General features: G+C 66.6%; 12 protein-coding genes. 6 read left to right on the top strand and 6 right to left on the bottom strand.

What is annotated here, in order from left to right; all coding sequences use genetic code 11:
* Positions 1–80 precede the first annotated feature (80 nt).
* Both VZC37_RS08615 and VZC37_RS08610 read right to left on the bottom strand, forming a co-directional pair.
* Positions 81–3,890 carry a hypothetical protein gene (locus VZC37_RS08615; RefSeq protein WP_330432054.1) on the bottom strand — a complete coding sequence of 1,270 codons (3,810 nt, stop codon included), beginning with the start codon at positions 3,888–3,890 and terminating at the stop codon, positions 81–83.
* A gap of 1 nt (position 3,891) precedes the next feature.
* On the bottom strand, positions 3,892–4,527 hold the full coding sequence (locus VZC37_RS08610) for an eCIS core domain-containing protein (RefSeq protein ID WP_330432053.1): 636 nt from the start codon (positions 4,525–4,527) through the stop codon (positions 3,892–3,894).
* A gap of 293 nt (positions 4,528–4,820) precedes the next feature.
* On the opposite strand from VZC37_RS08610, the gene VZC37_RS08605 reads away from it, so the two are divergent.
* The 4 genes from VZC37_RS08605 to VZC37_RS08590 all read left to right on the top strand — a co-directional run bounded on the left by VZC37_RS08605 (position 4,821) and on the right by VZC37_RS08590 (position 7,585).
* On the top strand, positions 4,821–5,180 hold the full coding sequence (locus VZC37_RS08605) for a DnaJ family domain-containing protein (RefSeq protein ID WP_330432491.1): 360 nt from the start codon (positions 4,821–4,823) through the stop codon (positions 5,178–5,180).
* Between the two features lie 111 nt (positions 5,181–5,291).
* Positions 5,292–6,344 carry a glycosyltransferase family 2 protein gene (locus VZC37_RS08600; RefSeq protein WP_488803382.1) on the top strand — a complete coding sequence of 351 codons (1,053 nt, stop codon included), beginning with the start codon at positions 5,292–5,294 and terminating at the stop codon, positions 6,342–6,344.
* 79 nt (positions 6,345–6,423) lie between these two features.
* Positions 6,424–6,585, top strand: a complete 162-nt coding sequence (locus VZC37_RS08595; protein WP_330432051.1) for a hypothetical protein — start codon at positions 6,424–6,426, stop codon at positions 6,583–6,585.
* 115 nt (positions 6,586–6,700) lie between these two features.
* Positions 6,701–7,585: a glycosyltransferase family 2 protein gene (locus VZC37_RS08590; protein WP_330432050.1), complete on the top strand. Its 885-nt coding sequence runs from the start codon at positions 6,701–6,703 to the stop codon at positions 7,583–7,585.
* A 17-nt stretch (positions 7,586–7,602) separates the two neighbouring features.
* On the opposite strand, the gene VZC37_RS08585 is transcribed toward VZC37_RS08590, so the two are convergent.
* The 3 genes from VZC37_RS08585 to VZC37_RS08575 are packed head-to-tail and all read right to left on the bottom strand — an operon-like array spanning position 7,603 to position 12,262.
* Positions 7,603–8,883: a lipopolysaccharide biosynthesis protein gene (locus VZC37_RS08585; protein WP_330432049.1), complete on the bottom strand. Its 1,281-nt coding sequence runs from the start codon at positions 8,881–8,883 to the stop codon at positions 7,603–7,605.
* Positions 8,877–9,764 carry a beta-1,6-N-acetylglucosaminyltransferase gene (locus tag VZC37_RS08580; protein WP_330432048.1) on the bottom strand — a complete coding sequence of 296 codons (888 nt, stop codon included), beginning with the start codon at positions 9,762–9,764 and terminating at the stop codon, positions 8,877–8,879. Before VZC37_RS08580 ends, VZC37_RS08585 begins: the two co-directional genes overlap by 7 nt.
* Positions 9,761–12,262, bottom strand: a complete 2,502-nt coding sequence (locus tag VZC37_RS08575; protein ID WP_330432047.1) for an AMP-binding protein — start codon at positions 12,260–12,262, stop codon at positions 9,761–9,763. Before VZC37_RS08575 ends, VZC37_RS08580 begins: the two co-directional genes overlap by 4 nt.
* 209 nt (positions 12,263–12,471) lie before the next feature.
* Between VZC37_RS08575 and VZC37_RS08570 the strand changes: the two genes are divergently transcribed.
* Both VZC37_RS08570 and VZC37_RS08565 read left to right on the top strand, forming a co-directional pair.
* Entirely contained in the window at positions 12,472–13,341 is an 870-nt protein-coding gene (locus VZC37_RS08570) for a glycosyltransferase family 2 protein (RefSeq protein ID WP_431309364.1), read from the top strand.
* Positions 13,338–14,615: a lipopolysaccharide biosynthesis protein gene (locus VZC37_RS08565; protein WP_330432045.1), complete on the top strand. Its 1,278-nt coding sequence runs from the start codon at positions 13,338–13,340 to the stop codon at positions 14,613–14,615. The genes VZC37_RS08570 and VZC37_RS08565 overlap by 4 nt, the downstream gene beginning before the upstream one ends.
* A 1-nt stretch (position 14,616) precedes the next feature.
* Here VZC37_RS08565 and VZC37_RS08560 read toward each other — a convergent pair whose 3' ends face one another.
* On the bottom strand, positions 14,617–15,453 hold the full coding sequence (locus VZC37_RS08560; protein WP_330432044.1) for a glycoside hydrolase family 16 protein: 837 nt from the start codon (positions 15,451–15,453) through the stop codon (positions 14,617–14,619).
* Positions 15,454–15,456: the final 3 nt, after the last annotated feature.

Here is a 15,456-nt window from a genome sequence, read left to right as displayed (position 1 = left end):
CCAAACGCGCATCACACTCCCAGACGCTCAGGTAGCAAACTGAGCGTCTGGGAGTTTTGTGCGCGTTCTGTGGTAGTGGCTCAGGCCCCGGTTCCCAGGCTGAGGGGCGGGAGTACTCCGGGTGCGGAGTTGAGCCGCGCGAGCTTCTCCTCGACGTCGTACGCGCCGACCCCGTTTGCGCCAGCGTTGAGATTGAGCCATTCATTGACTGCATAGACGCGGTTGCCGACTTGCACCTCGGGCTGGCCCAGATCTCTTAGTCTGCGTTCGATCAACGGCCAGATGTGGAGTGGCTGCACCTGGATTCCGTTTGCCATCAACCGGCGCAGCCCCGCGTCGGTGGTCAGCTCGATCGCGCCCGTGGTCGATTGCCAGACCGACGCTGCGTTGATCCTGACTGTGACGCGACCGGCGGCGATTGCGGGCTCGAATGCTCTCTTCATCCGATCCACGCAGCCGTCGCATGGCAGCCGATTCATGTCGATGACGATCGGTACGCGCGCGTCCGGGGCGAATCTCCCAGCCCTGCGATCGCGTTCAATGCATTCGAGTAGCCTGGGCGCGTTTCTTTCGATGTGGATCTCGGCATGGCCGCCGCGATTGGTGTAGCCGAGTCCCGGACCAAATCTCACGTTCCCTCCGTATGTGATGAAAGCCGAGGTCGTACCGGTGAACATGCGCATCCGCAGTGCGATCTGCAGCACCTCTACGGGGTTCTGCGAGAGATTGATCCGCTCGGCCGCGCTCGCCGCGGCGAATACAGCGGGCGGCCGTGACTTTTCGCCGGGGTCGAGACGAAGCCCTTTGAGGCCAAGCGGATGTAACTTCGCCCAGACGTCCGCGAGTGCCGAGCGCGCGTCGGTGGCGTTCGTGAAGGTGCGGTCGCTCAACATGTCCCGCGCCCGCGATTTCACGGCGGCGGGTGACAAGAATCCGGGTGCCTGAGGTTCGTTCTCGCCGTCGCCGGACACCTTCCCCTTCACCCACTCCTTCCCAGCCGACACCTTCCCCTTGGCCCACTCCTTCCCGGCCTCGAACTTCCCCTTCACCTTGCCGCCGATTCCCTTGAGTCCGGCGATGATCGGTCGGGCCAGCTTGAGGCCGCCGGCGATCACGGCGTCGAGCGCCTTGGTGACGGGTTTGCGGAGGCGGTCGATGATGCTACGAATCTTCTGGCCGATACCTCCGAGGCCGATCACGCTCGCGAGGAATCCGATCAGGACAGGCACCATCTGCCCCAGGGCATCCTCGATCTTCGCGACGACCCCGCTGACGTTGCCGCGGACGATGTCCGCCGCTGAGTCGATCACGGTGTTCACGAACGCCAGGATCCGCTCGGCGTTGTTCACCAAGAACATCACGATGTCGTAGATCAGCTTGCAGGCCTTGATGAATGCGGCCGCCGGATTCAGCAGCCCGATCAGCCAGGTGATCCCCGCGGTGATCACGCGGGTGACGACGAAATCCTTGACGTGCTCGAGGATCATCTCCTTGATGTCACCGAGCTTGTCCACCAACAGCTGCCACAGACCGGCGACGCCGGCGGTGGCAATGGTGCGGAAGACGTCGACGCCCTTCTCGACGGCCCCCGTGGCGGGCTCGCCGATCTGCTTGACCAGACGGGTGCGGATGTTGCGCCACGTCAGTCCGAAGATCGACGCCAGAAGCTTGACTATCCCCTTGAGGTCGAAAGAATCTGGCAACTCGACGCCGCCCTCGGCGAGAGCACCGAACAGCCAGTTCATGAGTCCCTTGCGCAGATGATCGAGGATGTTCTCCTTGAATCGCAGAATGCCGCCCTTCACCCCGTCGATCAGATTGCCCAGGAACCGGACCGGGTGTTTGATGATGTCCCCGACGACGTGGGCGACCCGCGCCAGTGTGTTCATCAGCATCGACGCCAGCTTGCGAATGGTGTTGATCACCGCTTTGATGGCGCCGATGGCCTTGTCCACCAGCCCTTTGTTCTCCGCCTGCAGTTCCTCGATGCGTTCGTCGAGACCACTGCGCGCTTCGACGTACTTCGTGGCCAACGTGTCGACCACAGCATCCTTCTTCGCGTTCACGTCGTCTTCGAGTCGTTCGAACCTGTCGTTGATCTCGGCGGTCGCGGCGGCTCCCACTTTCCGCAGGTTCGACGGCAGACTCTTGACGTAGGAGGCGATCTGCGCCTTGCCGGCGGCGATCCGCTTTTTGGCGGCCCCCAGGTCGTTGCCCACGATGTCGGCGACCCCGGAGATGACGACATCCATCTGCTTGAGGTACAGCTCGCGGCCGGCTTCGTAGAATCGATTGACCTTGTCCGGCATCCCGACGAGTTTGTCCTTGGCCCAACGTAATCCGCCGAGCCATCCGCTGTACCGGTCCTTCTTGTACGCCGACATCTTTGCCGCGACGAATGTCTCGAAGCGTCGTCGCGCCGTCGCCTCGCCCTCGTCGAACGCCTTCTCGACCTTGGGATCGATACCGTCGAGCAGCTTCTTGACGTCATTCTCGGTCGCGGTGAAGATCGCCTGGACGCGTGCCGTCACAGCGGCGCGCTCGGTCTCGTCCTTCGACTTCGTCGTGGCCTTGGCCGCGACGAGACCGGCGAGACTCGCGGCTTTCGTTCCCTGCATCCCCATGATTCCGGCCTTGGTCTGGCTTGCGGCATCCGCTTTCGACGCCGAGAGGACATCGGCCTCGTGCGCACGAAATGTCGCCGGCGCGGTGTCGGCGTGCGCAGCGGCCCGGTGCTTGTCGACCAGCGCCTGCTGGAAGTCGGGCTCGTTGGATTCGGCGAGTTGGCGCTCGTCGACCGCCGCGTCGGACAGTTCCTGATCTGTCTGACGTTTGCCCGCTTCGAGATTGAGCTGCTCGGGCGGGGTGGGTTTCGGTGCGGCACCGCCGGCCGGGATCGGCGGGGGTGAGCTCTGACGCTCCGGCGTCATCGGGGTGACCGGCTTGGGGACGGCGACCGACGAGTCGGGCGGTGCCGACGTCGCTGTGGTGATGTCCTTCACCTGCCCTTGCTTGCCCTGCGACACCAGGCCTTTGATGTCGTTCTTCGCCTCACCCGCCTTGCCGGACTGCGCGAACTTGTCGGCCTCGCTCAACGTTTTCGGCGATTTCGCTTCGATCGCGTCCTTCACCGCTGCGATGAATGACTTCTTGTCGAACGCTCCTGCCTGCTGGGCGTCCATCGAATCCACCTTGGCCGCCTTGGCTTGTCCGGCGACGTCGTCGGCCGGCGCGACGGCGGCGTCCTGGGCCTCCTGCGCTTTGGCGGCTGCAGGCGGGTGGGAGCGCTTCGCCGCGGAGACCCCGCCGACACGGGTGGTGACAGCGCGAAAGGCCGAGTCGCGTTGTGGTGCGGCGGGTGTCGGTGGCACCGGGGGCCGGGCGAGTTGGTCGGGAGCGAGAGCAGTGGGCCCACGGGGTGTCGGGACGTCCGGAATCGCACCGGCACTCGGCTCGTTCGTCGCACGAGACTTCTTCGCGGGCCGCGTGGCAGCAACGGTGCCGAGTGAACTCTTCGGTGGGACCGGTTTCGCCGGTGGCACCGACTTCTTCGGCGCGACCGCCGAGGGGCCGAACCCGGTCGTCGTGACCGCGAGTGCGGACGACGGTGGTTTCGGTCCCTCCAGCTCGACCGGAACGCCGACGGCCTGCGCGGCCTTCAGTCCTTGCTCGACGGTGTCGAGAGTGGGTTCGTCCGTGTGCATCTCGCGCAGGGCGGCGTGGATCGCTTGGCTCCCCGGGGCTCGGAATCGTCCCAGTAGCAAGGCATCGACGGCGTTGTTGCCGGCGGCGCGTTGGAGCGCGACGAGACCATCGGGACGCGCGCGGACACCAGGCGACGACGAGTCCCGCGCCGTAGCGGCCGCCGTCCGCTTGTCCTGCTCCTGCATCTCAACTGTCCGGGGCCTCGGACCGGTCACCACCCGGCCGGGCGGCGACCCGCTGCACACCGTGCGGAACCGATGCCATGATGCGATCGGCATTGGCCACCGCCTCGCGTTCAAACCTGTCCGACGGATCGCTGATCCGGATCCCGCCGCCCGCGTCGGTCCCGTCGACAGGACCACTGCGCTGCTGGACGACATGTGTCAGTTCGTGCGCGATCATGTGCTGACCCGCGGGGCTGGCGGGATCGTAGCTGCCCCGCTGGAACACGATGTTGGACCCGACGGTGTACGCCTGCGCGTTGACCGCGGTGGCGGAGTCATGCGCGGGCGCGTCGTCGTGAATCCGGACATCCCCGAAGTCGTGGCCGAATCGGCTCTCCATGTCGGCTCGCAGATCACCCGGGAGCGGAGCGCCCGCCGCCGCGACGACATCATGGACGGGTGAGCGACGGCCGGCGACCTGGGCAGCTGTCGCCGCGTTGCCCGCCAGACGCTGCAATTCGACCAGATCAGCGGGTCCGACGGCGTCCCACCTACCCGACATGGCCGCATTCACCTCTCCCGGCTGCGAACGCTCCGGCCGAGGGGCCTGGACATGAGCAGTGGAACCGCCCGTGTGGTCGGTGGCATGGCCGCGCATGTTCTGACCTCCCTCGGTTGACGTCACGATGGGTGCCACTCACGATCCACGTCGACGCCGAGCCGCGGAAGGTCCGGACGGGTGCCTGTTCGGGCGGTGTCGGCTGCCCAAAGGGACACTCCACGTCGATCCGGTCCCTGCCGTTGTCGCCCGTGCCGGCCGAGCTGGAGGTGTAGAACCGAACCATGGATCCCGCAGATGATGATCGGCAGGGGGAGACCCCGCCGGACCAACGCCGGTTTCGGCGCATTCGGCGGTGGCAGCCCCCACGCTACGAATCGCGTGTGGAGAAGATGATCCGGGAGGCCACCGAGCGCGGCGAGTTCGACAACCTGCCGGGAATGGGCGAACCCCTCGACCTCAGTGATGTCGACGATCCGGACTGGTGGGTCAAACGCAAGATCCGGGATGAGAACCTGGATTCGTCTGCGCTGCTGCCGATGCCGCTGCAGCTACGCAAGGAAGCGCAGGGATTTCCCGAATCGCTGCGAGGGATCGCCGACGAGGATTCGGTGCGGGACATCCTCACAGACTTCAATCATCGTGTCCGCGAGGCACATCTGAGTTCAGGGGCCGGAATGCCCAGCCTCGTCACGGCCCATACCGTCGACGTGGACGTGATGATCCAGAAGTGGCGGATGCTCCGTTCCTGATCGGCCCTGACTGACCGGTTCCGTGGGTGAACGCGCACCTTGCTCCCAAACGCCCAGGCTGTTACCTGAGCGCCTGGGAGAAGGCTGCGCGTTCATGCACAACCGGGCCGCGTGTGTCACGCATGTGAAGTTAGGCTATCCTCAACATCCGTCGTGGTTCGCCGGACGAGTGAGGGTTCTATGCCGACAGTAGGGGTCGTCATCCCCGTCTATCGGTGTGCTCCCTTCGTTCGTGTATGCCTCGAATCCGTTGTCGCACAGACACACCCGGTGGATCAGATCGTGCTGGTCGACGACTGCGGCGGCGACGAATCGGTTGCCGTGGCGACTGCGGTGCTGACCGAACACGGGCGTGAGTTCACGCTGGTCACCCAACCCCGCAACGGAGGTCTCGGCCGCGCCCGCAACTCGGGACTGGCGGCTCTGACCACAGATCTCGTGTGGTTCCTCGACAGCGACGACTGGGTGGACGCGGAGTTCGTGGAAGTACTGCACGATGCGCTCGAGGCTGCCGGAGCGGAGTTCGCGGTGACACGAACCCGACGGGTCGACCCGGAAGGTCGTCTGTTGCAAGTCGACGAGGCGCCCATCCCGGGGCCGATAGTCACTGGGGTCGAGTACGCCCGCGAACTCGTCACGGGCCGTGCCAAGGGGTACGCGTGCACCAAGCTCTTCCGGCGGAATGCGTTGGGGGACCGACCCTGGGCCGAGGATCAGGCGTATGAGGACATCGCGACCAGCCTCCGGGTCGCGCTGTCGTCCGACAAGGTCGCCATGGTCAACGCTCCGCTGTATCACTACCTCTATCGGGAAGGTTCCATCTCCACCGCGCTGTCGCCGGCGACATTCGACCTCTTCACGGTCGAGGCGGAGATCTGCGAGTTGATCGAGGACGTCGGGCTCACCGCGCAGTGGTCACTCGACTACACCGGATTCCGGTACCGAGAGGTGCTGACATCGATCGCCTACCTCGCGATGCGTGAGCAGCACGCCACGGGCCGCCGGTCGCCGCTGGCCCGTGAGGCGATCACCCGGGTACGGCGGACGATCGATCTGCGCGACATCCCTGTCCTGTTCCGCGGGCGGCATTACCGCGAGGTGGTGTTCTGCGTTGGCGTGAAATACGCGCCCGCACTGTATTCCGAGATCCTCCGCTGGCGATGAGCAGGGCGGATGAGGGATTCGCCGACTGTTGTTAGGCTGGTCGGGCACGGAACAACGCGAGTTTCGAAAGAGGTGCGCGATGACCGTCAACGATCCGCTCCCGTCGGCTGACGATGCCGACCTCATCGAGCAGTCGATCGAGGTCGACAGCGGTGACGAGGAGTACCCCGCGACTCCGCACGACTTCATCGAGGACGAGTCGGAGGCATTCGCGCCGGTCAGTCCGGACCAGCGTCACTAGCGTGCCTTCGCCGCGCAGGGCCGTTCCGTAGGGCCAACCCGTAGCGATCCAGCAGACCGACTTAGTCTATCCTAAGTTCTGTTGCTGACCGTCGTGAACGAGGTGGACCTGCGTTATGTCGTCGAGACGAAGTCCGCTGGTCACGGTACTGATGCCGGTGTACAACGCGGCCGGCTACGTCGCCGATGCCGTGCGTTCGATCCTCGCCGAGCCGGTGGAGAATCTCGAGTTGCTGGTGGTCGACGACGGGTCGACAGACGATTCCGCAGCGGAACTGGCAGCCCTCGAGGACGACCGTATCCGGGTGGTGAGCCAGCCGAACTCGGGCCTGGTCGCCGCTCTGAACGCCGGCCTGGACGCGGCACGAGGGACCTATTTGGCACGCATGGACGCCGATGACCTGTCGGTGCCGGGCCGGATCGCGGCACAGCTGCGCTGGCTCCAGGAACGGCCGAGTGCCGTGGCATGCGGCACCGACTACGAGACGTTCGGCGCTGTCACCGGCCGGGTCCGGTTGCCCCGCACGGACCGCGGCTGTCGGGAGCGGTTACTGCTTGGCAGCTGTCACTGCGGAGCTTCGGTTGTGTTGCGCCGCACAGTGGTCGAGACCGCGGGGCTGCGATTCGACCCCGACTTCCCGCACGCGGAGGACTACGAGTTCTTCACCCGCCTCGCGGCGTACGGGGAACTGGGCAACGTGCCGATGGTGGGTTATCGCTACCGCATGCACGACGATCAGGTCAGTTCACGGCATGTCGATGTGCAGCGTTCGGTCCACCTCCGGGTCGCGGCACGGTATGCCGCGCGTACCGGGATGCCGCCGCTCTCCGACGATGTGGTGCGGAAGATCATGTGGCCCGAGACCGATGGTGTGGCCCGGGCGACACTGGTCACCGGTGGCGCAGCCGTGCGAGCGTTTCGGCGACGCCCGGGTGTGGAGACCGCTCGGTTCACCGGTCGGCGGGTCGTCGAGGCCGCGCTGTCGGCGGCGAAGAGCTGATCATCTGGCGCGGCCGATCAGCCGACGACCACCTGTGCGGTCGGTTCGGGAGCCTCGCTCATCATCTCCCGGACGCCGTTGACCAGCGGCCGGATCACGATGATCAGCGCGACCCCCGACGAGAGCAGCGACGCCACACCGACGCCGGCGAGCCCGAGCGGACCGATGAGCGCCACGGTGCCGCCGACCGTGAGGGTCACCATGACGATCTGTGTGATCAGCATCAGCCGCATCCGCCGCTGCAGCTGGGCGATCAGGAAGTACGTGACCACGATCGTCTCGATGACCGCGGTACCGGCCATGATCACCATCAGCCAACCCGCAGCCTCGAAATACTCTCGGCCCGCGATCAACAGGACGACAGGCCCGCCGACGGCAATTCCGGCGACGGTGACCGAGGTGACCCCGATCAGCATCCGACGGAGATGGCGCAGCAGTGCCGGCCGCTGAGCGTTCGGCTGCGACGCCTCCACGACGAAGGCCGAACCGACGGCACTGCGCAGCAGTCCGGCCGCCGTGCACATCGTCCACGCCAAGTTGAAGTAGGCGTTCTCCGTCGTACCGAGTTCGTTGACGACGAGGAGCGGCAGGACCAGCGGAATCGTCGAGCTCACCAGCATCATGGTGAAGAACGCACCCTGGAAGGCGAGCATCTCGCGAGGAGCGGGTAGTTCGCTGCTGCTCTCCCCACGATGCCCGGCCGCGCGGCGGAGCGCGTGGAACACGAAGACGACGGTGATCAATCCCGCCAGGATCGTCCAGGATCCCGTGATCGACAACGCCGAGCCGGTGGCGCCCAACAGGAACAAGGGGATGATCTTCACGACCGACAGGGTGACGTTCTTGACGGCCACCGCCGGTGCCTGCCGGAGGCCGGTGAGGATCGGATCGGTCAACGCGTAAATGGCGAAGACGATGACGACCAACGGAAACGTGATCCGCTCCGTCGACGACAACAAGATGCGCTCACCGAACCCGAACAGGACGAACCCCGACCCGAGAAGCGCGGCTGCGGCGGCGACGACCAGATATCCACCGATGACGTATCCGGAGGTCCGTCCGCCGGCGATCGGCAGGAAACGCTGAAACGCGCCACCCAGCGACAGGCACGACAGCGACGCCAGCGCCGTCGCGGTGCTGATCACCGCCGAAGCCTGCCCGACCTCGGCGGCCGGGAAACAGCGGCCCGCCACCACCCAGTAGACGAGACCCAGCAAACCGGTGGCCAGCGACGAGATCATCAACGCACCCGCGTTGACCACCAACCGGTTCCCGGCGAAGCGTGTCCGGCTCAACACGCGGGTTCCGCCCGCCAGGTCCAGTCAGGACCGGCCTTACGCGCGAACATCGCAGGCCCCGCAAGCGCCTGCGTCAGCGAATCCGCCGTCAGTTCGGGAGGACGAATCCCCTCCGGATCAGACCAGTCGATGAAGTGCTGGCCGTGTACCGTCCGATCCGGCTCCCTGGAGAGGCCGGCGTAGTTCTGCTCCACCTTCGCGCCGAAGGCCGTACTCATCAACGCCGAGTGAAGGACGAACTCGTCCGGGCACAGCGAGAAGCGATGCTGGCGAAGCCATCTCGGGTTCTCGGCAATCACTGCTCGGGCCGCATCGAGCGCGCCATCGGTGAGCGACCACCACTGCGACCCCTGGTAGAGCGGGACAGCAGTGTTCAGCCGCCGGGGTATCCGGCCCGAGAGTCGTAGCCGATCAAGCTGTGGGTGATCGGGAAAATGCAGCCGCAACACCTTCGCAGCCATCGGATCGGAAGCGTCGCCGATCCGCCGGTCGATTCGGATCAGTTCGCGGTCGTCCGCCCAGGTCGCGATCAGCTCAGACATCGGACGGAGGAGGACATCGGTACCCGAGAACAGCGAATGACGGTGGTATCGGCGATCATTCGCCCTCGCCAGATCGATGAGTGCGAACGAGGCGTCGAGTTGACTGAAGCCTCCCCAGTGAACCCGGACCCGCCGCGACGCCGGCACGAAGTGCGCAGCAGACCCCGAACGGAGCGCCCGTTCGAATGGCTGCTGGTCGACGCCGGCGTCGATGTGCACGAACACGTCGATCTGCTCGTGCTGGAGCGAGTGCACGAGATCGGCGAAAAGCCACGGTTTGTCGTGGGCCAGGATGTACACCGCGAATCGCGGTGTGTCCGTCGAGTTCGGCCGGCTCATGCGATGAGTCCGCTGGGTAGTGCGCCGACATCGGCAATCGCCGAGCGCACCAGGTCGGCGGTGCGGTCGACGTGCGGAGCACGCAACATGCCGTTGTGATCGCCACCGACCCGATGCACGGCGGCACAGTGCGGCGCGACGTCGCGCCACCACTCGCTGGGATCGGGGTTGTCCTCGGCGAGGATCGCGGTCAGATGACCGTCGAATCGACGAAGTCGATGCATCATCGCCGAACGCCGCCCGAGCTCGTGGAACAGGGCCCATTGCTCTTCAGCCGGGCGTGGTCGCCACCCGGCGGTCAGCAGAGCCGCGCGCGTGGACCACACCGAAGCGCGAGGAGTCGGCTCCGTGGCAGAGACTTCAGAGTGCGCGCGTGCGACACCGCTCAGGGAACCGTAGGCCGGGTCGCTCGGAGTCGAGAACCGCACCGACGACCTCCGGCTCAGCGGCCCGCTCAGAATCGTGTCGAGGCACACCACGTGCTCGACCCGCCGCCCGGAGTCGGTGAGAGTCCGCGCGGCCTCCATCGCGATCACGCCACCGATCGAGTGGCCGACGAGCACATACGGCCCGGTGGGGTCGATGGCCGTGATGTGGCGGACACAACGCCGAGCAGCGGCCTTCAGTGTCCAGTCGGGCACGCCGCGGGTCTCCAGGGCGTGGGCTTGTAGCCCGACGACCCGGTGGGCGGGGAGGCGCCGCGCGAGCGGCGCCAGCGCAAGTGCGGCTTCGCCGGCGCCGGCGAATGCGAACACGATCGGGGCATCCGGTGCCGCACCGGACGGTTGGGACAGTTCCACCACGACATCGACGCGCTCGGGTGGCGTGACCGCGTCGATCTGCTCGGCCAGCGACCGGAGGTCGCCGCCTGTGAACACCGCCGATGGCGACAGCCGGACGCCGAACGTGTCGTCGATGCGGCGGACGAGGTCGACCGCGGTCAGCGAGTCCCCGCCGAGTGCGAGGAAGTCGTCGGTGACGCCGATGTCGTCGAGCGACAACAGATCCTCGCAGATCGGCACCAGCAACCGCTCGGTCCGACTCGCCGGAGCGACACGCGTCGGGCGTTGGGCCGGTTCGGGGAGGGCCGCGCGGTCGACCTTGCCGTTTCGGGTGCGGGGGAGTGCGGGCACCACCACGAGATGTGTCGGCTGCATCCACGCCGGCAACGTCGCGGCCAGCGACCTGCGGATGTCGGCGACCGACGGGGGTCGATCGTCGGTGGCGGCGGCGAGATAGGCGACGATTTCACCGGCACCCCGATCCGGGTGCACGATCACCGCGGCGTCGGCGATCCCGGCCACAGCCCTCGCGGCGGTGATGATCTCGGCAGTGTCGACCCGGTATCCCCGCACCTTCACGGTGTCGTCGGAACGGCCGACGAGATGCAGTTCTCCGTCTCGGAGCACACCTCGGTCGCCGAGGACATGTCGACGTTGCACGTCGCCGACCCCTCCGAACGCCTGCATCCGGCCGTCGATCCAGTAGCCCAGCGCGATGTGTCCAGAGGTGACCTCGACGCGTCCGATCTCGCCATCGGGCAGGGCGACCCCGCTGTCGTCGACGATCCGCACCGTCTTATGGCGTGCCGGGCGACCTGCGATGACCGGACCGGACGGCACCACACGTTCGGGGGCGAACACGTTGAACGCGAGGTTCCCGGTCTCCGACGAACCGGACCGGTTGATGTAGGTCGCGGATGGGGCGAACGACCGCAGCGCCGCGATATCGGCCGGGTCGACGGCCTCGCCGCAGGTCGCGATCGTCGAGATCGAGCGCAGGGCGGGTCCGGCCTCGGGCTGCGCGCAGATGGCCCGCAACAGGGCCGGCGTGAGATGCAGCGAGTCCGGCGCGGACCGGGCCACCCGGTGGAGTGTGTCGGTGACCCCGTCGTGTCGGGGATCGATGAGGTACAGCGTGGCGCCGTTGAAAAGTGTGCTGAGGGTGATGTCGAGGCCGCCGCCGTAGCCGACCGGAAGCGCCTGAGCGGCACGGTGTCCCGGCCGCAGACCCAGCTCGTGACCGAGCTCGTCAATTTGATTGAGCCAGAGATCCACCGGATGGAGCACCGCCTTGGGCCGTCCGGTCGTGCCCGACGTGAAAGCGATCATCAGGCAGCCGGGCGCTGTGGGTGAACCGTCCGACCCGTCATCGACAGCAGGAATGCTCGTGTCGAGATCGGGGAACGGAAATGCCGACACCGCCTCGACCATCGTCATCATCCGATCGCGAGGCAACGCGGCATCGATGGGCACCGCGGGGTGGCCGGACACCAGGACGGCGAGTAGCGCCGACACGGACGTGGTCGAGCCGTCCAGTACCACGGCCACCGGGCGGCCCGCAGGGATGTCGGTGAGTTGATCACCCAGCGACTCGACCTGCCGGCCGAACTCGGTGTAAGACAACGTCGCCGACCCGGAGTCCACGGCCACGCGCTCACCGTTTGCGGCGATGACGGTGGACCAGCGGTCGCGCAGGACATGCGTCGGCGGAATCATCGTGCTCTCCTGCGTCTGCGCCACTCGACGAGCGGTTGGTTAGGTTAGCCTAGTGTTACATAGGGGCGACCGGAGGGCGGCTCCCGGGCGCTGATGAGGGCCAACCGTCGCCACCCTGCTGTGGACGGAAAGTTTGGTAAGGGTTACCTTATTCATGCGGCCGTCGACGACGGTCGGTGGCGACTTCTACAGGCGATGATGGGGCAGCGATGCACGATACGCACGGTGATGCATCGGGAGCATTTCCCGCGACCGGGACGACGAACAATCCAACGGTCACGGGTCCGACGAAACCACGGCCGACGGTGTCGGTCGTCATCCCGGCGATGAACGAGGCGAAGAACCTCCCGTATGTCGCCTTCCGGATGCCCGACGAGGCCGTGGACCAGATCGTCTTCGTGGATGGCAACTCCGCCGACGATACGGTGGCCGTGGCACGTCGACTGTGGCCGGACGCCACCTTCGTCACCCAGACACGGTCCGGCAAAGGCAACGCGATCGCCTGCGGAGTCGAGCACTGCACCGGCGACATCATCGTGATGATCGACGCCGACGGCTCCACCGATCCGGCCGAGATCCCGTTGTTCGTGCAGGCGCTCGTGGACGGCGCAGACCTGGCGAAGGGAAGCCGATTCGTGGGTGCCGGCGGTAGCACCGACATCACCGCGCTCCGCCGCGCGGGCAACAAGGTGCTCAACGGCATCGTCAACGCGGTCTTCCGCACCGAGTTCAGCGATCTCTGCTACGGCTACAACGCGTTCTGGGCACGGCACGCCGAATGCATGGAACTCCCACCCACCAGATACCGGCGCGCGCAATGGGGTGACGGATTCGAGATCGAGACCGTCATCAACGTCCGGGTGGCGACGGCGGGACTCGCGATCACCGAAGTCGGCAGCTTCGAGGGTCCGCGGCTCCACGGCCGGAGCAACCTCAACGCCTACAGCGACGGAATGCGGGTGTTGCGCACCATCAATCAGGAATGGCAACACTGGAGGGCCCACTCGTCGGCAGAGCGCCATGGGGTTCGGGCCGGCAGCGGTGTGACGGTCGAGCCGGCCGACGAACTCGCCGGGTGAGGACGTCCGCCGCTCCGGGTATCGAGCGCAACTCACTGGCCCTTGCGGTCTCCGGTGTGGTCACCGCCGGTGTGGGGCTCGTGTACTGGATCGTCATGGGCCGGCTCTACCCGGCGACGGAAGTGGGCGCTGCGGCGGCAGTGATCACCACCGCAACGATGTTGTCGGCGTTCGGCAATCTCGGCCTGGGCGCCTACTTCGAGAGATTTCTCCCGGTCGCCGGTGCGCAGAGCTTTAGCCTGCCCACGCGGGGCCTCGTCGTCGGCGCGACGGTCGGAGCCGTTCTCTCGCTGGGCTTCCTGGTGGTCGGGCCGACCGACGAGATGTTCGCCACGTCCGCTCAGATGGCGCTGTTCCCGTTGGTGGTCGTCGTCCTGTCGGGCTTCGCCCTGCTCGACCACGTATCGATCGCGATGCAGCGCGCCGACTGGGCGGCGCGCAAGAACATCGCGCACGCCGTTGTGAAGCTGCTCGTGGCTGCCGGGGTCGCGTCGGTCGCCGGCCGACTCGGAATCATCCTGAGCTGGGTGCTCACCGCGATTGTCCTGGCCGTCGCCCTCTGGGTGGTCATTCGGCGCGCACTGCTGGTCGCAGCGCAGACACCCCCTGCCGAGGGCGTGATCATGCCACCGTGGTCGGATCAGCGACGGTTCATCGCCGGGAACTTCGGCATTTACGTCGCCACCGCGCTCACCCCGTTGATTCTGCCGCCCGTGGTGATCGGGCTGGTCGGCGCCGAGGAGAACGCGTACTTCGCCATCGTCTGGTCGTTGGTGAGTGCTGTGATCGTGCTGATGACCATGCTGATGGGGCCCTACGTGGCCGCGGCGTCGGCCCAACCGTCGGACGTCGTGTCGTTGACACGTCGGTTCGTCGCGATCCTCGCGTCGGTCGCCGGGGTCTCGTCGATCGGGCTTCTCACGGTGGGGCCGTTCCTGCTGCAGCTCGCGGGGCCCGGGTACGCATCCGCAGGTACACCCCTGATGCGACTGGCGGCACTCGCGCTGCCACTCGCCGTGGCCGGACTCGCTCTCACGGCGATCTGCCGGGTCCGCCGGAAACTGTGGCCGGCTCTGCTCGTCCAAGTCCTCAACGCCTCGGTCATGCTCACGTTGTGCACGGTGTGGATCTCGCGCCACGGACTGCAGGGGGCAGGGTGGGGCCTCATCGTCGCCGAGGGAGTGACCACGGCGGTGGTGGCCATCCCGTTGATCCGAGTTCTCAGCGGCCGGGATCGCCGGTGGGCGGATCAGGATCAGGTGCAGCAGAGCTGATTCAGTCGCTGATCTGGATCGCTCCCGGTGTCGGGAGGAAGTACTCGCCGGCGTTCGCGGCGAAGTCCGCACTCGGTCGGTAGACGGCCACCCAGTCGATCTCGACCGCGGCGCTCTGTGGCCGCGGTTCGTCGTCGGCGCACGGTGACATCCCCCAGTCCTCGCGGCGTTCACAGGCTCCGGCCTCGACCTGCATGCCCAGCCACATCGGCGTGCTCGGCACCATCGTCGACGACCGAGCCTCCGCCCAGACCTCCCCATCGAGCAGGTAACGGATGAGCCCGGGAAGCCACTCGACCCCGACGGTGTGCCACTGGTCGAAGCGGCCGTCTGTGTCGGCGTTCGCCTTTCGGTTCTCCCCGTCCTGCTTCCAGTGCACGAACGCCGACATCTCGGTTCGCTCCGGCGACACCGATTCCGCGAAATCGATCTCGGGCGGCCACTGTTCGTTCTTCGGCCAGAGCAGCAGGTGGTACGACAGGTCCGCGCTGCGGTCGGCGCGCATCCGCACCTCCCAACGACCGTAGGTCTGTGTCACCGGGTAATTGGACACCCCGCCGGTTACCCACCCGGAGGACGTGCGCTCCGCACCGAGGCGCAGCGTCCCGTCGACCACCGAGACCATCGACCCATCCCATTCGCCGACCGGATTGCCGCCAGGGCTGCCCGAGTAGGTTCCCCAGTCGTCACCGAGCGCACACCTGTCGAACTCGTCGACGAACGTCTGCTGCCAGGCCGGGCCGGCCGAGGAGGGAGCGCCGACACCGCTGACCGAGCCCGGGGCCACGCAGGTCGACGTGGGCTCGGATTCGCCAGGGCGGTCGTCCGCCGATGACATCGT

This window comes from Gordonia sesuvii, assembly GCF_036350415.1.
In the GTDB taxonomy this organism is placed as follows: Bacteria; Actinomycetota; Actinomycetes; order Mycobacteriales; family Mycobacteriaceae; genus Gordonia; species Gordonia sesuvii.
This window is presented reverse-complemented; position numbering and strand designations above follow the sequence as displayed.